We start from the raw sequence: 19,706 nt of genomic DNA, 5'->3' as shown, positions 1-19,706 counted from the left end.
CAAGGCCACGTTAATGTCCTTTTAATGCCCCAAAGACGGTCGCTCCCGGCCAAACGGCTATCTTTGTGTATCAAGGTTTTAACCAGCATCTGGTTACGGTCTGAAATCAGAAAACCCACTGGCCATGCTGTTGGTTTTTCGCTTTAACAACGATCGTCATGTCAGCACATTTATCCAAAAGGCTTATCATCTGAGAGAATTGCCAATAGCTTCGATATAAAACGTCGGGTTAGATATTCATCAGGTCGATCATGAGATTGAAAGCATCCAGCGACGAGGGACTTTCAAGTTTTAATGGCTTGGTAATGAATCCGGAGATTCCATGGAGTTGTGCTGTGTGTTTGTCCAAGGCTTCATCGGAGGTAGTGAGAACAAACACTTTAACGTCCTTCCATTGGTCATTTCCCCTCACGCAAGCCAGCACCTCGAACCCGTTACGTTTTGGCATGTTAAGGTCCAGCAAGATGATGTCAGGTTTTTCAATGTCTTCTTCTGTAGCCTCGATCATTTGAATGGCCTCTTCGCCATTGGTCAAAATGGTGAGGCGATGCAGAATATTTCGTCTCTCCAATGTACGTTTAACTTCCATCTGGTCAAGGGTGTCATCTTCGATGAGCAGGATGTGGATTACTCGTTTCATGTTCTTCATGTTTAGGCCAGGTGAAAGAAAACGTAGCGCCTTTGCCCGGCTCGGAGGTTACGTTGATAAAAAGTTGTCTGTCATCCAATATTTTTTTCACGATGGCCAGCCCGACCCCCACACTCTCGAGCGTATCACGCTCTTGAAGGGTCTGAAAAATGGCAAATATCTTCTGGTGATATAGTGCCGGGATGCCCGGCCCATTGTCGGATACAAAAAAATGGTAGTGTTCACCCTCTTCCCTCCAGGATACGTTGACCACGCCGTTTTTTTTGTCGTGGTATTTAAATGCATTCACAATCAGGTTGCTGAAGACTTGTACCAGCGGTACGCGCTGTGTAAGGAGTGTGGGCATAGGTTTTTGGATCTCCAGGGTAATGCCATTGTAACTGCCCAGGTCGCCGCGAATTTCGGCTAACACGTCGTTTACGTCTACCACTTCGCGGTCGGGAGTCTCTCGCCCTGCGCGGGCATACATGAGAATACCCTTTAGCAAATTTTCGGCCCGGATGATGCGACCTTTGATCACTTTCAGGTACTCGTTCACTTTCGGTGGCAGATCGAAACTATGGTCCTCCTCAATCCAGGTCACCACGTTGTCGATCCCGCGCAAGGGGGCCTTCAGATCGTGCGAAACAATGTGGGCGAACTGATCCACCTCTTCCTTTTGACGTTTCAGGATAGCGATTTGGGAGCCCAGGATGCTGGCCATGTTGTTGAGGGCGCGCGTCAGCTGGCTTAACTCGCTGTTCCCTTTTTCCGGCATATAGACCGCATAGTTGCCACCGGCAATTTCATTCGCCATTTTAACCATACGAACAATGCGGGTGGAGATGTAGTGCGCAATAAAGATGGCAATCGCCGTTCCCAGGATCACCGAGATGGTCGTAAGATAAAACGAAATACTTTTTGTGTTTTGAACCGTGTGCGCCAGGTTTTCACGGTCGCTGATACGGTACCCATATTCGTAATTGGTGAAGTCGGAGAATTTCCGCTGAAGGCTCGCCTGGACGTCTTTTTCCAATTTGTTCAATAGCTTCTCACGATAGAGTTTCTGAAATGCCTGATTTTCTTTTTCGGAAAGGTCTGCGTTCTTTTTTGCTTCCAGCAGGGGCGTGGCAAATTCACTGATCCAGTACTTTTGGAGTTCCCGGATGTCGTCAAGAATGATCTTTTGATCGGAACCCGCGGGTACCAGGGTGTTAAGTTCGCTGAGGATATCTTTGTTCTCCACAACAGCAGAATCGTAGGTCTGCAGGAAAGATGTTTCATTGGTCAGAAGATAACCACGCAAGCCGCTGACCATGTTTAGAAAATTTCGCTGGAACCGGTTGCTGTTTCGCACAATCGCTGTGGAGCGTTCAAGCCGCTCGGCATTGTCGTTGACCAGCCCATATTGCTGATAGTTGATAAAAGTGGTAATGGAAAAAAGAACCAGGATACTAAAAAAGCTAACGAGGATAATGTGTGCGATTTTCATTGGAAAAAAAGTTATGATAATGCCGGTTGCCTTCGTCTCGATAAAATTAGCTCCAATTTGAACAGGGCAGACCCCTGACGCATGAGTTTAATGTCGATTTAATGTCCTTTTAATCCTGGCCGCTCGGCTTAGCGATTGACTTTCCAAAGGCTGAACTCCAGATCGTCCACAGGCTGATCTTTGTTAAGGTCAGTATAGTAAAACATTCAGATGGCCATCTCCAGTTCGCTTTTCAACCCGTCGCACGAGGTGTCTCACAGTGTGGCTAACGTGATCTTTATCACGGGCATGAATTCTTCCACGGTCCAATGCGCCCTTGGAATTGGCCAATCCGTAAACTTCTGGAGCAGGGTATCGAACTCACGGGGATTGATGGAGTTATTTCGGCCCCTATCCACGGTTGCCAATACACCATCAAAAAAGTTAGATAGAGAGATCGAACGGTCGGCAGACCATCGTTCAAAGGAGTGATTTAGTAGATTGTCCAAGGAGTTTGCCCCGGTATACCTGTTCGGTCCCCGTGTCGTTCATAAGAAAGGATGATTGGTTTAACGCACTCAGCCTTGAAGCGGGATTAATTCGACATTAAATCGACTGTAAATAGCCATTAGGGTGTGCTTCATGGAGCCGTATTCACTACTTTTAAGGTCTATCCCGAAAACAAAACCGGGAGTCTGTGGATCCGCGATAGAAGGCAGAGATCGCGCAGCAGCTTAGATAACCCATATCGCCTTATGATCAGTTTTATGAGTCGCCCGATCTTTTACCTGCGGAACAAACTTTCGGAACGACATTTTATCATTCTTTCCAGCATCCTGGTGGGCCTTACCTCAGGTGCAGCAGCGATTGTGCTCAAGTACATGGTCCATCATATCGAGGAAATCGTAGCTGATTCCCGCAAGACCGAAGATTTCTTTGTGTTTGCCATTTTTCCGTTGCTAGGGATTTTACTCACCGTTTTCTTTATCCGCTATTTCCTCAATAACACCCTCAAAAAAGGGAGCGCTGAGATTGTATATAGCATTGTTAAAAAGTCAAGTATTCTTCCGGCGAGGGATATGTTTGGCCACCTGATCACCAGCGCCTTTACCGTTGGCTTTGGAGGGTCGCTGGGGTTGGAGTCTCCCATGGTCTCCACAGGCTCCGCCATCGGGTCCAACTATGGCCACGCAAATCGTCTTACCTACCGGGAACGGACGGTTCTTCTGGCCTGTGGCGCATCTGCGGGTATTGCTGCAGCCTTTAATTCACCCATTGCCGGTGTGCTGTTCGCAGTAGAGGTATTGCTCACCGAAGTGACGGCGTCGGCTTTCATACCCTTGATAATCTCCGCCGCCTGCGGCGCGCTTCTTTCCAAAATCGTATTAGCGGAAGGCGTAACACTGGCCTTCTCACTGAAGCAGCCCTTCGACTATAAGAACGTGCCCTACTATGTTGTTCTTGGTATCTTGTGTGGGCTGATATCACTTTGTTATGCGAAAGTATTTCATGGCATTGAATCGCGCATCGGAAAAGTGAGCAATCAGTGGGTTCGCGCAATCATCGGGGGACTTTTGCTCTTTGGGATCATTGCCGTTTTTCCACCCTTGTTTGGAGAAGGATATGATAGTGTTCGCGTGTTGGAGAGCAAAAACGCGCTAATGCTGACGGAAGGAAGTTTTTTGAGCAGCTTCATTGACTCGGAAGGACTGTTGCTGGTCTTCATAGGCGCTTTGATTATTTTCAAAATGATCGCGGCGGCCGTCACCATTGGCAGCGGTGGAAACGGCGGAAGTTTTGCTCCCTCCCTGGTGGTCGGGTCTTATCTCGGATTTTTGTTCTCACGCCTCATGAACCTGTCTGGCTTGACACAGCTACCCGTCAGCAATTTTACCCTGGTGGCCATGGCCGGTATTTTGAGTGGCGTGTTCTATGCACCGTTGACGGCTATATTTTTGATCGCTGAAATTACCGGAGGATATCACTTGATTATCCCCTTGATGCTCGTTTCCTCTCTAAGTCTCACCGTCGTGCATTTTTTTGAACCCATGTCGATGGAGGCAAAAAAGCTTTCAAAAATGTTGCACTCCACGGTAGAAACACGCGACAAGCTTTTGCTAAGTCGTCTTGACCTTTCCGAACTTATCGAACGGAATTTTTCAGTGGTGCCCGAAGAAGCCAGGCTCTCTGACCTTGTCAAGATCATCGCATCCTCCAATCGAAATCTGTTTCCTGTGGTGGACAAGGGCCAGAAACTCATAGGCCTGATCCACATGGACAAAGTGCGCGGGATCATGTTTGACAATTCGAAGTATGATGTCATTAGCGTTAGGGAGCTCATGACTAAACCGGAGGCGGTAGTAGAACTGGACGAGAATCTCCACGAGGTCTTTGCCAAATTTGACGCCACACACCAATGGAATCTTCCCGTGATCGAGGATGGCATCTATCTTGGTTTTCTCTCGAAATCCTCGATACTAAACCGATATCGAAATGAGTTGATAGAATCTTAGCGAGGGCGTTGGACGTTGATCTAAACGTATGCAAAACAACGACGTTAACGCTGAATTATATGTTGGCTCCCATCAGGCTGACGGTATCCATCGAAGGGGTTTATCCAAAGGATCGTCCGATTTTTGATGAATCGGTTCCAGCACAATGACCACGGTCAAGAAATTTGATTCAAAAGCATGTGAGGCGGCAACCGGCTCGTGCGAGGTTCTGATCTCTTCGTCTAATTCTGCATAGATCTGTTTGTAATCCACGTCTATGATTTGAATCTGTTTGTTAGCGAATGCATATCGCTTGATAATGATTTTTGCCATGTGAACGTGTTTTTAAGAAATGTTTTGTGACCTGATCGTCGACGAGAATTACCTTCGAATCATCGGTCTATTGGCAACCAAATGATGCTGCGGCTGCTTACCCTCGACACCTTATGCAAGGTCGCTGTCAAAGCTGAGATTAGCTTTGATCTGGCATTAAATTTGTCTTAAAAATGAGGTTTGGAGTTATTCGAAAGCGATGGTCGGTCATATAAACACTGACGAGCTTCATGTCATGCAATCCAGCGATCTATGTCCAACTGATTCGGGGCTTCAGCGGCTCCTGGCGCACTGCCGTGCGCGATTCTACTGCGCTGATTTTTCTGACTTCAGAAAGATATTTAACAAAACAAAACCAACGATTCCCGCCAAAAAAGAGGAGATAAGGATAACGATTTTGGATTGGTCAATAATGGCATCCTTACCAAAAGCCAACAAGGTGATGAAGATAGACATCGTAAAGCCTATGCCACCCAAGAAGCCGGTCCCTAATATATGCGTCCACTTTAAGTCGGACGGAAGTTTGGCTATGCCGATAAGCGAAGAGCAGAAGGAAAATGTGAAAATCCCCAACGGCTTGCCAAGAAACAGGCCCGCAAAAATCCCGAGGCTGTTAGCCTCCACTAGCGAATGAACCCAATCACCGGGCAGTGCCACCGCGGTGTTGGCTAATGCAAACAAGGGCAGGATTCCAAAGGCAACCGGACGATGTAAAAAACGCTGCAATATAAAGGAGGTCGATTTTTCATCGCCATTTCCGAATGGGATGGCGAAGGCAGTCAGCACTCCCGCTATTGTTGCGTGTATCCCTGAATGAAGCATAAAGTACCACATGACCACACCTCCAATGAGGTATGGGATCAGGTTTCGGATTTTAAGTCGGTTCATGACCAGTAACGCACCATAGATCGAGAGCGCAGCGATAAGATTGACCCAAGCAACGGAACCTGTATAGAAAATCGCAATAACCAAAATGGCGCCCAGATCATCGATGACAGCAAGAGCCGTCAGGAATATCTTTAATGAATTTGGTACGCGTTTACCTAATAAAGAAAGAACCGCTAAGGCAAAGGCAATGTCTGTAGCCATAGGGATACCGGCACCTGCCTGCGTTTCTGTGCCCCGATTTAACAAGAAATGAAGCCCGGCGGGGACGAGCATGCCGCCCAATGCCGCCACTACAGGAAGCAACGCATTTTTGAGGCTGGACAGTTCGCCGATATATACTTCGCGCTCCAACTCAAGGCCAACCAGCAAAAAGAATATTGCCATGAGACCGTCATTGATCCAGTGGGAAATGCTATGCCCCGAAAATTCAAGGTGCCAGAAATGCAGGTAGCCATCGGAAGCACCGCTGTTGGCCAGAATCAAAGAGATGACCGTACATGCCATCAACACTAGGCCTCCTGCTTTTTCACTGTGAAAGAAATCTTCGAATAAGTGTGTCGCTTTCATGGGCGCGTGCTTTAAATAAAAAGGCCCGGTTATACTCGCGTAATACCGGGCACTGTAGCCTGTAAACTACTTAAGGTCTTGTATAATTGTCTTTTTTTCTTTCAGCAAAGGTAGGTGATTTATTGTTCAGCGTAAACAGGTGTGAAAAATATCCGACATTTTTTACTTCGATGAAGGTCTGTCCAAAATACCATCGCATCCATTTGCGAGAAACGGATATTCTTGCCATCAATTGCACTGTCGTGGGTTACTTAGCTAGTGTTTTTTGAATCACCTTGTTTCCAGCAAAATGATTTTCGATTATCTGTATCGCGGCCTGAAGGCCATGCTCCGATCTTAAGGTGCCCTTCATATCCTGCGCATGGCTATAGAGTTGCTCATCATATAAAAGTTCTTTCACACTTTCTGTCAACAAGGTCTCTGTTAATTTCTTTAGGGGAACAGGGTGAACGGCATAGCCCTTGCGATAAGACAATTGACTCCAGAAATGTTGATCACCAATAGGATAAATTACCGGGCAAGGTAAAAACGGAATGCCGGCACGGAGACATTCCGCTGTTGTACCGATGCCACCATGGTGAATGGCCGCCTTCACCAAAGGAAGCAACTCGCCAAAAGGTGCGGAGGTGATGACCCTAATAGCATCATGCGTCTCAATCTGATCCGTATTTTCAAAACCCCAGCCCTTCACAATAAGAATTCGGAGACCAAATCGTTTTGACAAGTTTAAGACAGCTTTTTGTATGTCAAACGAAACATCGAAAGGCATGCTGCCAAAGGTGATAAGTAGCGGAGGTTCTCCCGCTTGCAGGAATTGCAATAGATCTGCGGACAACGGGGTGGGGGATTCATCAAACCAAAAGCCCGTGAAATAACTGTTGGGGGGATAATCCTTTGGTTTGGCTAAGAAATTTGTACTAATGCCATAGAGGGAGGATATTGCCAGATCTTTTGAGATCTTTCTCCCCATGGAGTTAGCTTCACGGAATTGCATGATGGGTTTGTGCATCATTCGCAGCCCCGCGTCGGCCATCGTATAGGTGAACCGGTTGAAGAATGCCGGCACCGATAATCCGCTGAACACCGGGTTTGGGAATTCAGCTGTTGGCTGAACGGCAGGAACAACGTTGGCCCTCATCATCTTTTCCGGAAATTTCTCCGCATAATAATCTCCAAGTGCTTTTACGTGATAAAGGACACAATCACTTTCCTTTGCCAACCCATAAAACGTGGTCAGGCAATCATAAATCATGGGATGAACCAGTTGTTTGAAATATTTGCGGGCCCGGAATGGATTCTTCATCATCTCTCTGCCCTCGGGGGACGCCACTAATGCCTGGAAGTCCGCCTGAACGGGCCGGAATCCGAGGCCATAGGATTTCACAAAGGATTCAAAGTTCGACGCCGTTGATAAGGTGACATCATGCCCGCGGTCCTTTAACGCCCTTCCCAGAACGGCATAAGGCTGAACATCGCCTCTTGTTCCTAAAGTCAACAGTGCTACTTTCATTTGAATTAGGGTGTTGCGTAAATTTTTTTGACGATTAACAAAATCACAATAGTCATGAGACAAATAGCGATTATTAGCCGGTATTTGCCGAAATAGGAAAGAATGATCATAGCAAACAATGCTAATGCGGCCACTAACGCGCCGATAGAAAATGGTTCCACGTCGTGGAAAGTCAAAGGAGTGGTTGAAAGATATTGCAAGCGGAAAGGTTCGCAGAGGCAACGTATCAGCGCAAGAAAAATAGTAAGTGTCGCTATTTTTGAAATGCTACCGACGTCCTTGAATGAAAATTTAGTATTCATTTTCTATATTCATTTTCATGGCGTTTAAGGTGTCCATTGTTTGGCGTGCGATTTTACTTTTTATGATGAAATTCAATAGCCATGCTTTCCAGTTTGAACTTGAATAGAAATGGGATATTTCGACTCTGGTCGAATTATTGTCAATTTGTTTAACAGTGGATTCCACGATATAGTCGGGGAGTAGCTTCGTCAACCCCATGGTGTCCGCAGTAAATACCGTAACAATTTTTTCCAGGGGGACGATTTCGATGTCTTTTTCAACGCATGTGTTTTTGCCGTCGGAAAGATGACATCGATACGACACGCCAACCTCGCGAAACTGCTTGCCGGAAATTAAATCAACCTTGTTCACCCTTGGATGGTACACAGGTATCCGGGAAAGGTCTTGATTGAACGCCCAGACCTTTTCAATAGGAGCATTTATAGTTATGGTTTGTTTGGATTGAAATTTTGGTCTTAAACGATTCAATTTTTTTATATTTTGTTTGTCAACTTTAGGGTTATACTTTTTGGAAGTCCGCGCTCACAGAGAAGTAGAATGGAATGGTTCGTCCCAGTGCCTTGTCATCACCCGCTCCAGAAATGCCTTTCATTTCAAGATCTCAAGAGCAGTTTCCCCGGAGACGGAAGCATGAGTTTGTTTCTATGGCTTGCAATTAATGGCTTGGTTCCTGAGAATTGAACGAATTGGGCATTTAAAAGCAATGGCTAAACGCACCAATAATTATAACATGCTGATGATCAGACATTAAATCGGTATTAAAGTTCATCTTGTTACCGAAATGAGTCGCCTGGAGTGAAATACTGAGAGGAACTTCCGGTGCTGGATAGTTGGCACAGGGAAAGACACCAACGATCGGAGGCTTGATTGTGCGACGTTATACCCAACAGCAGTTAGTGCCGGTCTTGGAAAGACGCCTGGGTTATAAGAGCAGTGGAGAGAGGACGATAATCTGGGGAAATAGAGAGTAAATCGGTCTAATTTTTAATAGCTTCCTGTACTGGATGATCCTTTTTAGATTACACGAGTGAATAACAACAGGCCGAAAATGCTACTGACTATTATATGCATATTCCTTGCAAGTGGAGTGGGAATATGGCTTAATGAAATCTATTCGTGCGGTCCGAAAGCGGTTAGGGTTTCCGAAAAGATTGAGGGTTTGGGCGACTCTTTGGCTGTAAGAGAAATTGTACTTTTTGAGTCGGATCCCGGATACGAAACTAATCTCATTGATGATACGATAACCATAAGAGAGGGGGAGAAACTAAAGGACATTCAGAGGATGATTGTTAAAAGCAAACGTCGATTCAGAAATCATCCATGAAGGTTCGGATGATTAGTGGCGCAAGTATTGTTTGGCGAATTAGTAAGATCGAAAATGAAGTAAATAAATGGATGACACGCATATCTCATGAAGAGGATGACTGTTTTGATGGGGGAGCAAAGTACTCATTGCCTAAGACCACATGAGCGACTTATTTTTTCTTCAATTCTCCATCCTGCCCGTGTGAATGAAAAATAATCTTGTCCTTTTCAAAGACTAATTGAGCATTGAAGTATTCCAAGAAAAAAGTGTTCTCATTTTCTGCATAGAGCGACAACTCCATCCCATCTATGTCCAAATAGAGATTACTATCTTTTAATTTAATGCCGATTTTAGATTTTTGATTCTTAAAGCTCATCTCATAAGTCCCGACACGTTTTTCCAACATACGTTCGTCAAGCGTAATTTTTGGTCTCAATTTCCAGTTATCGTAGGGAAGTTGAAAAGCAATGCATGACAGTCCCATTCCCACTGACCAAATGTTTTGATCATAGGTTCCAAAGTTATTCAGAAGTATCACGGTTAGGTCCTCATCAGGATAGTAAATAAACTCGGACATAAAGCCAGGATAACCTCCCGAGTGCTTCACATATTTCTTACCAACAAATATTCCTGTTTGCCACCCGTAACCATAATTATTTATTTTTTTATCGAAAGCCTCCTTCCATGTCTCAGGTTTTAGAATTCTCCTTGAAGAGATAGCTTCGGCCCATTTATCCAAATCGGCTATTGTACTGTAAATGCTTCCTGCGGAATAAGCATAGGTTGAATCATAGTGTTTATAAGGAATCACTTTATCTTCGGTCCACAATTCATATCCTTGAGCTTTCACCTCACGGGGAAGATTAATGAAGTCAAATCCAGATTGTGTCATATCAAGGGGTCTGAAAATCATTTCCCTGACAACCGTTTCATATGGCTGTGCAGTGACTTTTTCAATGATTAGTCCTAATAAGAAATAACCAGAATTACTGTAGCTATAATATTTTCCAGGAGGGAAATCCAACGGTTTGTCTTTAAAGTGGCTAATAACTTTCTCTTTCGCGATAGGATTGTTGACAATTAAAGAGTCCTCGATGCCAACATTCCCAGTGTAATCGTAAATTCCGGACGAATGAGTTAACAGGTGACGTATTTTTATTTTAGACCCATTGGGATAATCTGGAAGATATTTTGACAGGTTATCGTTGACAGAAAGTTTGCCCTCCTCTTCCAATTTTAGGATCACAGTGCTTGTAAACGTTTTTGTCATTGACAAAATGGGAAAGCGGGTCTCCGTTGTATTCACAGACTTCGAAGCAATGTTGCTGAATCCATATCCTTTGCTCAAGAGAATCCTACCATGATACAGTATCATCGCTGATCCATTAAATCGATAGGCACTATTAGCTGAAACAAGATAGTCGTTCAGCCTTTTGACCATAATTGAGTCAGAATCTCGGACCTGACTTTGTGCAGTCGTGTGCAGAGTTGCCAAAATGATGACTGTAATGTAGCTAATGACGTCCTTCATAAGTGACAATTTAGTCATTCTACAGCAAATGGGAATTTGTGTTAGATTCCTTTCAATTTCGTACTAACTATTCCATATCCGAAAAACAAAGTATTATTAATAAGTTAAACTTGTCATCCTTCTGCCCATAGCGACAACTCTGTTACCCGCGGAAAGTGCAGCTTTGGCAATTTCCAATCCAATGCCGCTGCCTGCGCCGGTTATTAACCGTACTTTGTTTTTCTTCATTGTGTTGTAGTTTTATTTACAAGACAAACGTTGATCAGGAGAAACTTTGCAGATTTTTCGAGAGCAGATCAAGACTTTGATCCCATCTGCCTGAAAGGAAAATACTGGGAGCTGGATAAAACTCGATATCACACGAGCTTTTGCGTGTCAGCTGATTTTTAGCAGCGGTTCAGATGGCGATTCAACGTACGTCCAATTTTAGCTTTACTCGCTGTATAAGCAAATGGATGACTCGATCAATAAAGTAAAAACTGTTACCTGAAAATTGTGTCTAATAACTCGCACCCTGGGTTCTTCTAATTTGCGAATTCTCTAAAAGAAGCTATCGCAATTGAAATGATAAAGTTTCATTTCGCAATTTTTGATCGCATGGCGCCGTCGTAGCAGATCAGCGGCGACATTGCACCGAGGCGACTGAATAAATGAAAAATGCGTTTATATAACTGGTCTTATGTTAACTAAAACCTGATAACTTTCCGAGCGGAAAGTTGCCGATCAAACGGTAAAAAAGAACTTTTATAAGATATTTAGCTGTAATAAGCCATCTAGCTGATGTGGAATGGAAACACTCTAAAAAGTATCCATGGAATTCGAAGAAATCGATAAGAAAGTGAAGTCGCTCTTAGGGCTGGACAACCTGGGATTTCATGAGCATACCCGGTTTGACGGTCATTATGCCATGATCCGGCGCGATGGCGAAGCCATACACCGAATCTCGTATGAATTCTATCCGCCAAACGGTATGGAGCGAAAGCAGTTCAACTGGATGCAGTACAATATCATTTTCCCGAAAGTAAACAGCATTCTGAAGGAAGCCTGGGGTGGCGCGGTCTATACCGATTCGATCAACCAACCCCTGCTGTCGGATTCGTATGAGACGACCGTGATAGATGCCCAGGAGAATAGAATGGCTATCCGCGAATTTCTAAAAGATGACCTGCTATTTTTTGTAGAAGGGGGGGTGTTCTACGAAGACCGGCTGATCGAAGCCTGCAAGTATCAGCGCGAAAGTATCGACCGGTTCATGCTGCCATTCTTTGAAAGACTCAGTACACTGCAAGTCATAAACGATCAGGTTGTGAATGCCATCCCCTGGGAAGACCTCAGCAGCCGTATAAGCGGCCAAACTCCGCTAAAGCGCATGATCATCATGAAGCTCTGCGGAAATCCTGCTTACGAGGAATTCGCAGACATGTTTGAAGGACGTGTAAAGACAGCTGTAGAGGGTGGCATGAAGGAATACGAGTCGTTTTACGCGGCGCTGAAAGCGCTTAGAACTTACTTGGATACTGACCGATACAAGACCCTGGCCGGAGCATAAACATGGAGAAAATGCATTAGCATACATCTGTTCTTTACATTGTCCCTAAGATTATTAACGTCGCATGCCGAATAACAGTGGTCAACTCCCCTCAGAAATCTCCATTAATGATATACTAAAGTATACCGACATACTGTAGTATAGTAGTTACTAATGTATATTAAAAGTACATACATTTGCTAGCAAAGGAAGTCAAATCAAAGATGTTGTGAAGTACGTTCTATTCGTGTTCATGATGGCTCAAGGCCAACCGGGGAAGAACTCAAAAGAATTAACTACAGGTCAGCTATGGAAGATAAAATGAAAATTGAGATATGGAGCGATGTGATGTGTCCATTCTGTTATATCGGAAAACGAAAATTTGAAAGTGCATTATCGCAATTTTCGCATAAAGACGAAGTGCAATTGATATGGAAGAGCTTTCAACTCGCCCCAGAAATTGAAACACGAATTGATAAAAATATACATCAATTTTTATCAGAACATAAAGGCATGAGTATCGAGGAGGCGAAAGGGATGAATGACCACGTAACGCAATTGGCAAGACAAGTAGGTCTGGCTTATAATTTTGAAAGATCCGTTGTTGCAAACAGTTTCAATGCTCACAGGTTTACGCACTTTTCAAAGCAATACAATCGACAAAATGAAGCTGAAGAGATATTATTCCGCTCGTACTTTACCGATGGAAAGAACATAGATGATTATCAAACACTCATTGAGATGGGAAAAGAAATAGGACTGGACACAGAGGCTTTGCAAACAGCATTGGAAAACGGAAGTTATGCCGACAATGTTCGAGCAGATATTGATGAGGCCAGGCAAGTAGGTGTTCGTGGCGTACCATTTTTTGTGTTTAACAGAAAATATGCTATATCAGGGGCGCAAGAGAGCAACGCGTTTTTAAGAGCAATTCAAAAATCCTTTGACGAATGGCAACAACAGTTAATCCGTTAGGTTTGATTTTATTTGAATTTCCTTCTCGGTTACCTAAAGGTGGGATTCCGACGTTCTTGACCACTATAACTTAAGTAAGCGCAGATTCAATCGTGTTAAGACATAACTCAAGATAGCCAATACGAGGAATTGACCATCCCCCGTATTGACTATCTTGAAGTTATGTCCCAACACCTCGGAATCTCCAGTTAAAAATCTCAAAGCTTACCTAAGCTGATAGCGCCTTTTACAAATATCTTCGGATCTGAAACATCTCCGTCCGTCGAGGTCCAGTCGATCCCCATACCGATGGAAGAAGGTATCTTGAATTTTATTTTTGTGAGTCTTTTGCTGATTACGTTGATAAAAGCGCCATAGGTATAACTGTCATTCCCAGACGAACTGTTAAAGACCAGATACGGTATGGGGTTGACGATGCTGAAGTACATCGGCACAGCAAGCGAGAAGCGTATCTTGGTCACATCCCGGTCGAGCGTTCCGTATCGTCCTTTAAAGTCCTTCAAAGCGACAATCGTCGGTAGCACCGTCGTTTTCGAAAGCTCTTGGTAATTGATCAGTTCATCATCATTCCAGGTATGCAGTATTGCACCCGTAAAGGCAAACACCATACGAGCACTGCCTCCACTCCAATTCTTAAAAAATAGGTTGAAGTTCCCCTCGGCTCCAAGTGTAACCGGGCGTTCCTTCGATATGTTCGCCGAGACCGAATCATATAACCGGATATTGTCCATGTTCAGAACGCCGTTCACACCCCACGTATACGTACCAAGATATCCGCTCGGAATACTATTAAGATCATGAAAAACATCGATTGTGCTCTGGTAGCCAAATTTGCCACCAACCCCCAGATTGGAATCGGAAAGATCCGAGAGGACCAAAATATCGCTTGAGTTTAACAGGGACAGCTGACCTAACCATCCGTGTATCTTTACCACCGTCGTATCGCCTGTTCTGGTTAACGTAAACGGATGCTCGGTAGGGTGGAATAAATACGAAACCGATAACGGTTCCTCAGTGCTCAGCTCAAATCGCGCTTCAGCGCTGGACAAGTGAGTGAATACACTTTTCCCTTTGCTATCCACACCAATCTTCTGGGCAAGGGACCGTACGGAGAATAATAGCAAACAGGTCACAAACAATACATTAAATGCCTTCATAGATTTTGAGGGTTAGAATATAAAACATAAAAAAAAGCCCAACCGGCCTTTTTGTTAAAAGGCAACGGATGGGCTTATCACCGAAGATATACAAAATTCCAGCGCCCCCAACACATTAAGTAATATTTCCCTTACACCGTTAGATGTAAAACGCTCCACAAGGAACGCTGCCAAATAACTCGTTTGGAACTCATCCATTACGTTGTTGTATCCGTACTCATAAATTTGATGCTGTTTCAGATAACTAAGCGTCAGCGACAACAGGAGAGTATTATCTTTGAAAGATACAGCAGAGCTATACGCTCTCAGAAAGGCCGGCGACATTTCTGACGGTTTTCCAATGTGGCTTGATGCCATGTGCAAAACTGTGGTAGATGCCGAACCGCAGATTAGGGCGAATAGCGGGGTCCCTTTCGGGCTCACGTTGGACCTAGATTAATGGAACTAAAATGACGAGTATTTGAAAATAAAAAAACTCCATGAACGAAATATTCAATCTCCTTGCCAGCAAAGTATTGGACAGTGTTACCCACGTAAAAGATTGGAAGTCTGCATCCCTTAAAATTAAACGTCTTGAGAAAAATGTAGGTTTCGAAAGCTACTATTCAGATTTCGCTGACAAGCTAGTGGAAATTGATACAACCGGGGACTTTCAAACGTCCAAGGCCGTTCATAAACTTTACGAGATGACACAATCTCATCCCTTACAGCATAGCGATTGGAACCGCGCCATCTTCACGCTATACCCTGATCACAAATTTAGCATTGAATATATATGGGATCAGGACTTACATGACCGTGTCTGTAACAATCAGTAGTCAGTATTTTTGACACGTAAGGTGTTGTTATCAGCAAACTTTACACCAACTTCGCTCTCAGGGTGCGGGTTGCCATGGCGCTCACCATAAAACATCAGAAAATCGACTAACGTTATCCCGGCCCTTGATCAGTCACCCCGAAGAGTGTTGGGCGAATAACCTATGCGAAACCTTTCTTTAGAGATGCACCGTGGTCTTATTAACTCTAAGGCCACCATCGGACCGAACAACAAATCCCAATGCCCCGGCGATTTCGCGCCTGCGGGAAATATTCGATTGTTTTGCGTGGAGGGTAGTATGGATATTTTGAAATAAATGAACAATCGGGGTAAAGTTTATATAAGGTGCCTTATATTAAATAGCCCATATGTGGCAGATGCGCGGTGGCTGAAATGCCGCAAATGCTTGGTTCGGATATTTGCCTACGTTGGTTAAATATAAGTTCTAGATTGGATGGGGCAAAAAAAATAGCTATGCTTGGCAGACATCCCTCGGTGCCCTTTGTTTTTAACACTTAATTAATCCGAAACATCCGCGGTGTCGCGCGGAAATTTTGTACTTTGACAGCTATCTGACCTGTTATCGTCATGCGATTTTTCTCGTCCCAATTCAATGCCAATGTATTACTATCGGCCCTTGCTCTTTCAACAACCATTTGCCACGCCCAAGGGAATTTTTGGGGCGCCGCCAACGGCGGAAAAAAGGGTTTCGGTATTATCTTTAAAACAGACGTTGTCGGTTCATATCTGACCACAGCAGCTGACTCTCTCCCCGGAGCACATCCACATGTCGTTTTTAACAAACTAAAGCAGACAACAAACTATGTTTTTTGAAGCTAAGGCACGGGTCGATGGAAATCGAGAGTGGAACGCCCTTCTTATTCAAGGTACGAATGGCGGATATGATATTAACGATATAATTTCGCGTGAAGCGGCTCTCGACATGGCCGCGCCGATCACTATGTTTCTGGTCAACACCAACCGGGATAAGAAGGACCGGCGGCACATACCCTTCGAGGCTGACCTGGTATATTGGTCGGACGATATCACCTACAAAGCGTTCCGACCCCGTCACGGGTTCGCAGTTATTGTGAGCGATGCAATGAAGGCTGTATTGGATGGATTTTCCATGCCACCCCACCGGTATCATCCCGTGAATTTGATCAAATATGAAAAGAGAGAAGAGACATGGACGTATCACCTGCTTCAAATCTTCGGATCACTCTACAATATTGCCGATTACCAGGCATCTGAATTCAAGTATGAAGATCTGAAAACCAGGAATCTTATCGAGACTCAAAAAGGCGGCTTTATCGATTACGAAGCGTTCAAAAGAAAATGTTCCGAGATGATCGATAATAATATTCTGCTGAGTGTTAAATCCATGGTTTTGACGGTGGAATACGACGTAATGTGGGGATTTAACAATTCGCTTCTGGTAAGTGAACGAGCAAAAGAGGCAATGGAAAGTAAAGGATTGAGAGATGTTCAGATAGAGCCTTTCCGGAAGTTTGAAATACATTGAAACTCACAGTCATGATGAACCGCTACTGGTATTACGCGGCACGGAACGCCCTGAGGACATCCCCGGACCAGGACAATACAAGGCCTCACCAACGTTTAGAAGGATGTATACCAATAGGGCGGTACACCGGCCGCCTACGAAGCAATCACGCCATAACGAGAAAGAATGGAAATCGAAGAAGTTGATAGAAAAGTCAAAGCTGCCATCGGCTTTGAAAGCATGGGCTTTTACGAGCACAAAAACTATGACCGTAACTATTACATGTTCAAAAAGTCGGGTGAGGCTATTTACGAGATCAGTTATGAATTTTTCCCCAAGGGCATACTGGAAATACTCAATTTCAGCTGGATCCACTACAGTATCATTTTTCCGAAGGTAAACCGGATTTTAATGGCTGTTTTGAATAACGCAACCTATACGGATTCGCATGGAAGTCCCGTGACTGCTGATTTTTATGATACGACTTTGTTGGATCGTGTGGAGAACGTCGATGCCATGCAAGATTTTAGGCAAGCCAATCGCGTGGAGCCGTTTATAGAAAACAGTAGCTATTATGAACACCGCCTGGTCAGGGCGTGTGCTGTGCAGCGGCAAGGTATCGATCAATTTGTTCTGCCGTTCTTTGAGACTTATTCCTCCCTGCAACACGTAAATGATCTGTTTATCAAAACCACGGAGTTTGAAAAGGTAGGTAGCCGCATGAACAACCACCCCGCGCTCAAGCGGATGATCATCTTGAAACTCTGCGACAATCCGGAGTACGGACGTTTTACCGCCTGGTTCGAACGAAGACTACTGGACGCCATCAATAAAGGGATGAAGGAATACGAATCCTACCTCGCCGCCGCGATAGCCCTGAAGGCCTGTCTGGACCAGGAACAATACAAGACGTTGACTATAGATGGATCATGATGGTGCGCATCGCCGTTTTTGGTGCTCCTTCTTGGGGCATAACGATTCTGGTTATGGCAACGGAAGTACCCAGGGCCTGCGGCGCCATTGAAACGTTGGATATTTTCTATAAAATATACGGGAGGAGCACAACGACCACCTATAGAAGGATCAAACATCAAGGAATGAAGATTGAGGAAATTGAACGGAAGGTAAAGCAGTACATCGGGTTCGAAAGCCTGGGGTTTTATGAGCATTCCCAGGATAATCGTATTTATGTTATGCTAAAAAATGAAGGGGAAGCCATTTACCGTATCCGGTACGAATTCCATCCAAAAGCAGGCGTCGATGAATTGAATTTCAACTGGACGGTATACGATGTTATTTTCCCGGTGGTCAACCAGGTCTTGAAACAAGCGCTAAGTGGCGCTACCTAAACCGATCCGGTCAATCAGCCCTTGTTGTCCGGCCCGTATGAGATCACCGTGCACGAGGCCGGCGAAAATCCCCAGTCCACGCCAAATTTCTTGGAGGGAGGACCCCATTTATTGAAGCGGGTGTATACCACGAAGATCGGCTCATCGAATCATGCTCGTTGCTACGCGAATGCATTGATCGGTTCCGTAAGTTCAGTACACTCCAGGCGGTAAATGATCAGCTCGTCAATACTATTCCCTGCGAGGATCTCAGCACGCGCATATCCGGTCAAATGCCACTCAAACGCATGATCGTGATGAAGCTCTGTGGAAATCTGGCCTACGGCGACTTCGCCGACATGTTCGAGAAACGCATGTTGGCAGCGGTCGAACGGGGCCGGAAGGAATGTGAATCGTATTACGCAGCCGTGGGCGTACTAAAAACATAACCTCGAACTCGGAAAATATAAAAACCTCACCGGCGAATAAGAATGAATACAAGAATCCGAGAAGGTAACTAATTTGTAATTCTGAAGTATCCGGAGACGCGTCTCAAATATATTTTTTGGAGTCGTGCGGATGGCACAAGACTCTTGCGGCCTATGAATGACTTGACCAGTTTATCAGCACCTTGGAATTCGCCTAAAGAGCGGTTAAATTTGCTGCAACAAATTATCTGTCAGCCTTTTACCTTACTCCCGGGTCTGTCCTTCCCTTTAAATGGACAAATTATATACCTTTAATATTCCGCTGAATCATGTACGACACCCTTGTTACTTATATCAATCGTCACGTAGAAACCCCCCTGACTAGCGAGGAGATTGACGCAATTCAACGTGTTTTTGTGCCTAGGAAATTCAGGAAAAGACAATATTTTTTACAGGAGGGAGAAGTGTGCAAGCACACGGCTTTCATCCTTAAGGGGGCAATGCGTCAGTATACGGTGGGTGATAAAGGTGAAGAGCACATCATACGCTTATCGATTGAGAACTGGTGGGCAACCGACCGTGAAAGCCTGATAAAAGAAACACCTTCAATTTTTTTTATCGATGCATGGGAAGAGACTGAGACGCTCATTGTAACGAAATCTGATCTGACAGACTTGGTGTATAACATTCCGACGATGACAAGATGGATTAGGGCCATTGATGATAATTTCGCTGCGGCAACACAACGAAGGCTTAATGCGGCTATCAGCCTGTCCGCGGAGGACCGTTATCACGATCTTGAGAAAAACTACCCTGAGTTTTTACAGCGGTTTCCAAAGCATATCATCGCATCTTATCTGGGCATAAACCGCGAAACACTTAGCCGTATCAACAGTCGGGGCACTAAGAAGTAGACCCTGTTTGTAGTAGGTCAACCCCG

18 protein-coding genes are annotated in these 19,706 nt (G+C 44.7%); 9 read left to right on the top strand and 9 right to left on the bottom strand.

What is annotated here, in order from left to right; all coding sequences use genetic code 11:
- Positions 1 to 229 precede the first annotated feature (229 nt).
- Positions 230 to 640, bottom strand: a complete 411-nt coding sequence (locus D4L85_RS31870; RefSeq protein ID WP_119759028.1) for a response regulator — start codon at positions 638 to 640, stop codon at positions 230 to 232.
- On the bottom strand, positions 603 to 2,120 hold the full coding sequence (locus D4L85_RS31865; protein ID WP_119758151.1) for a sensor histidine kinase: 1,518 nt from the start codon (positions 2,118 to 2,120) through the stop codon (positions 603 to 605). The genes D4L85_RS31870 and D4L85_RS31865 overlap by 38 nt, the downstream gene beginning before the upstream one ends.
- Before the next feature lie 734 nt (positions 2,121 to 2,854).
- Here D4L85_RS31865 and D4L85_RS31860 point away from each other — a divergent pair.
- Entirely contained in the window at positions 2,855 to 4,612 is a 1,758-nt protein-coding gene (locus D4L85_RS31860) for a chloride channel protein (RefSeq protein ID WP_119758150.1), read from the top strand.
- 72 nt (positions 4,613 to 4,684) lie between these two features.
- Here D4L85_RS31860 and D4L85_RS31855 read toward each other — a convergent pair whose 3' ends face one another.
- The 6 genes from D4L85_RS31855 to D4L85_RS31820 all read right to left on the bottom strand — a co-directional run bounded on the left by D4L85_RS31855 (position 4,685) and on the right by D4L85_RS31820 (position 11,257).
- Positions 4,685 to 4,924, bottom strand: coding sequence for a hypothetical protein (locus D4L85_RS31855; RefSeq protein WP_119758149.1), 240 nt, complete (start codon positions 4,922 to 4,924; stop codon positions 4,685 to 4,687).
- Positions 4,925 to 5,230: 306 nt separating this feature from the next.
- Entirely contained in the window at positions 5,231 to 6,379 is a 1,149-nt protein-coding gene (gene nhaA, locus D4L85_RS31850; protein ID WP_119758148.1) for a Na+/H+ antiporter NhaA, read from the bottom strand.
- Positions 6,380 to 6,626: 247 nt separating this feature from the next.
- A complete protein-coding gene (locus D4L85_RS31845) occupies positions 6,627 to 7,889 on the bottom strand; it encodes a glycosyltransferase (RefSeq protein ID WP_119758147.1) in 1,263 nt (420 codons plus the stop codon).
- Between the two features lie 291 nt (positions 7,890 to 8,180).
- Positions 8,181 to 8,660 carry an SRPBCC family protein gene (locus D4L85_RS31835; RefSeq protein WP_160144130.1) on the bottom strand — a complete coding sequence of 160 codons (480 nt, stop codon included), beginning with the start codon at positions 8,658 to 8,660 and terminating at the stop codon, positions 8,181 to 8,183.
- Positions 8,661 to 9,667: 1,007 nt separating this feature from the next.
- Entirely contained in the window at positions 9,668 to 11,029 is a 1,362-nt protein-coding gene (locus D4L85_RS31825) for a serine hydrolase domain-containing protein (RefSeq protein ID WP_160144129.1), read from the bottom strand.
- A gap of 96 nt (positions 11,030 to 11,125) precedes the next feature.
- Entirely contained in the window at positions 11,126 to 11,257 is a 132-nt protein-coding gene (locus D4L85_RS31820; protein WP_119758142.1) for an SDR family NAD(P)-dependent oxidoreductase, read from the bottom strand.
- 583 nt (positions 11,258 to 11,840) lie between these two features.
- Between D4L85_RS31820 and D4L85_RS31815 the strand changes: the two genes are divergently transcribed.
- Together D4L85_RS31815 and D4L85_RS31810 are read left to right on the top strand one after the other, a co-directional pair.
- On the top strand, positions 11,841 to 12,578 hold the full coding sequence (locus tag D4L85_RS31815) for a hypothetical protein (protein ID WP_119758141.1): 738 nt from the start codon (positions 11,841 to 11,843) through the stop codon (positions 12,576 to 12,578).
- 288 nt (positions 12,579 to 12,866) lie between these two features.
- Complete coding sequence (locus tag D4L85_RS31810; RefSeq protein WP_228450695.1) at positions 12,867 to 13,532, top strand: DsbA family oxidoreductase; 666 nt, start codon at positions 12,867 to 12,869, stop codon at positions 13,530 to 13,532.
- A 197-nt stretch (positions 13,533 to 13,729) separates the two neighbouring features.
- On the opposite strand, the gene D4L85_RS31805 is transcribed toward D4L85_RS31810, so the two are convergent.
- Positions 13,730 to 14,689: a hypothetical protein gene (locus tag D4L85_RS31805; protein ID WP_119758140.1), complete on the bottom strand. Its 960-nt coding sequence runs from the start codon at positions 14,687 to 14,689 to the stop codon at positions 13,730 to 13,732.
- 479 nt (positions 14,690 to 15,168) lie between these two features.
- On the opposite strand from D4L85_RS31805, the gene D4L85_RS31795 reads away from it, so the two are divergent.
- The 6 genes from D4L85_RS31795 to D4L85_RS31770 all read left to right on the top strand — a co-directional run bounded on the left by D4L85_RS31795 (position 15,169) and on the right by D4L85_RS31770 (position 19,680).
- A complete protein-coding gene (locus tag D4L85_RS31795; protein WP_119758138.1) occupies positions 15,169 to 15,507 on the top strand; it encodes a hypothetical protein in 339 nt (112 codons plus the stop codon).
- Positions 15,508 to 16,329: 822 nt separating this feature from the next.
- Entirely contained in the window at positions 16,330 to 17,031 is a 702-nt protein-coding gene (locus D4L85_RS31785) for a hypothetical protein (RefSeq protein ID WP_119758136.1), read from the top strand.
- A gap of 165 nt (positions 17,032 to 17,196) precedes the next feature.
- Positions 17,197 to 17,943 carry a hypothetical protein gene (locus D4L85_RS31780; RefSeq protein WP_119758135.1) on the top strand — a complete coding sequence of 249 codons (747 nt, stop codon included), beginning with the start codon at positions 17,197 to 17,199 and terminating at the stop codon, positions 17,941 to 17,943.
- A 53-nt stretch (positions 17,944 to 17,996) separates the two neighbouring features.
- Positions 17,997 to 18,359, top strand: a complete 363-nt coding sequence (locus D4L85_RS31775) for a hypothetical protein (RefSeq protein ID WP_160144128.1) — start codon at positions 17,997 to 17,999, stop codon at positions 18,357 to 18,359.
- A gap of 272 nt (positions 18,360 to 18,631) precedes the next feature.
- Complete coding sequence (locus tag D4L85_RS34575; protein ID WP_160144127.1) at positions 18,632 to 18,787, top strand: hypothetical protein; 156 nt, start codon at positions 18,632 to 18,634, stop codon at positions 18,785 to 18,787.
- A 308-nt stretch (positions 18,788 to 19,095) separates the two neighbouring features.
- A complete protein-coding gene (locus D4L85_RS31770; protein WP_119758133.1) occupies positions 19,096 to 19,680 on the top strand; it encodes a Crp/Fnr family transcriptional regulator in 585 nt (194 codons plus the stop codon).
- Positions 19,681 to 19,706: the final 26 nt, after the last annotated feature.

Origin of the sequence: Chryseolinea soli (assembly GCF_003589925.1) — a bacterium.
In the GTDB taxonomy this organism is placed as follows: Bacteria; Bacteroidota; Bacteroidia; order Cytophagales; family Cyclobacteriaceae; genus Chryseolinea; species Chryseolinea soli.
The sequence above is the reverse complement of the archived record's forward strand: the minus strand, read 5'-3'. Positions and strand labels throughout refer to the sequence as shown.

Coding starts and splice junctions, on each gene's coding strand:
- D4L85_RS31870 (WP_119759028.1), bottom strand. CDS start 640: ATGAAACGAGTAATCCACATCCTGCTCATCGAAGATGACACCCTTGAC.
- D4L85_RS31865 (WP_119758151.1), bottom strand. CDS start 2,120: ATGAAAATCGCACACATTATCCTCGTTAGCTTTTTTAGTATCCTGGTT.
- D4L85_RS31860 (WP_119758150.1), top strand. CDS start 2,855: ATGATCAGTTTTATGAGTCGCCCGATCTTTTACCTGCGGAACAAACTT.
- D4L85_RS31855 (WP_119758149.1), bottom strand. CDS start 4,924: ATGGCAAAAATCATTATCAAGCGATATGCATTCGCTAACAAACAGATT.
- nhaA (WP_119758148.1), bottom strand. CDS start 6,379: ATGAAAGCGACACACTTATTCGAAGATTTCTTTCACAGTGAAAAAGCA.
- D4L85_RS31845 (WP_119758147.1), bottom strand. CDS start 7,889: ATGAAAGTAGCACTGTTGACTTTAGGAACAAGAGGCGATGTTCAGCCT.
- D4L85_RS31825 (WP_160144129.1), bottom strand. CDS start 11,029: ATGAAGGACGTCATTAGCTACATTACAGTCATCATTTTGGCAACTCTG.
- D4L85_RS31820 (WP_119758142.1), bottom strand. CDS start 11,257: ATGAAGAAAAACAAAGTACGGTTAATAACCGGCGCAGGCAGCGGCATT.
- D4L85_RS31815 (WP_119758141.1), top strand. CDS start 11,841: ATGGAATTCGAAGAAATCGATAAGAAAGTGAAGTCGCTCTTAGGGCTG.
- D4L85_RS31810 (WP_228450695.1), top strand. CDS start 12,867: ATGGAAGATAAAATGAAAATTGAGATATGGAGCGATGTGATGTGTCCA.
- D4L85_RS31805 (WP_119758140.1), bottom strand. CDS start 14,689: ATGAAGGCATTTAATGTATTGTTTGTGACCTGTTTGCTATTATTCTCC.
- D4L85_RS31795 (WP_119758138.1), top strand. CDS start 15,169: ATGAACGAAATATTCAATCTCCTTGCCAGCAAAGTATTGGACAGTGTT.
- D4L85_RS31785 (WP_119758136.1), top strand. CDS start 16,330: ATGTTTTTTGAAGCTAAGGCACGGGTCGATGGAAATCGAGAGTGGAAC.
- D4L85_RS31780 (WP_119758135.1), top strand. CDS start 17,197: ATGGAAATCGAAGAAGTTGATAGAAAAGTCAAAGCTGCCATCGGCTTT.
- D4L85_RS31775 (WP_160144128.1), top strand. CDS start 17,997: ATGGCAACGGAAGTACCCAGGGCCTGCGGCGCCATTGAAACGTTGGAT.
- D4L85_RS34575 (WP_160144127.1), top strand. CDS start 18,632: ATGCCACTCAAACGCATGATCGTGATGAAGCTCTGTGGAAATCTGGCC.
- D4L85_RS31770 (WP_119758133.1), top strand. CDS start 19,096: ATGTACGACACCCTTGTTACTTATATCAATCGTCACGTAGAAACCCCC.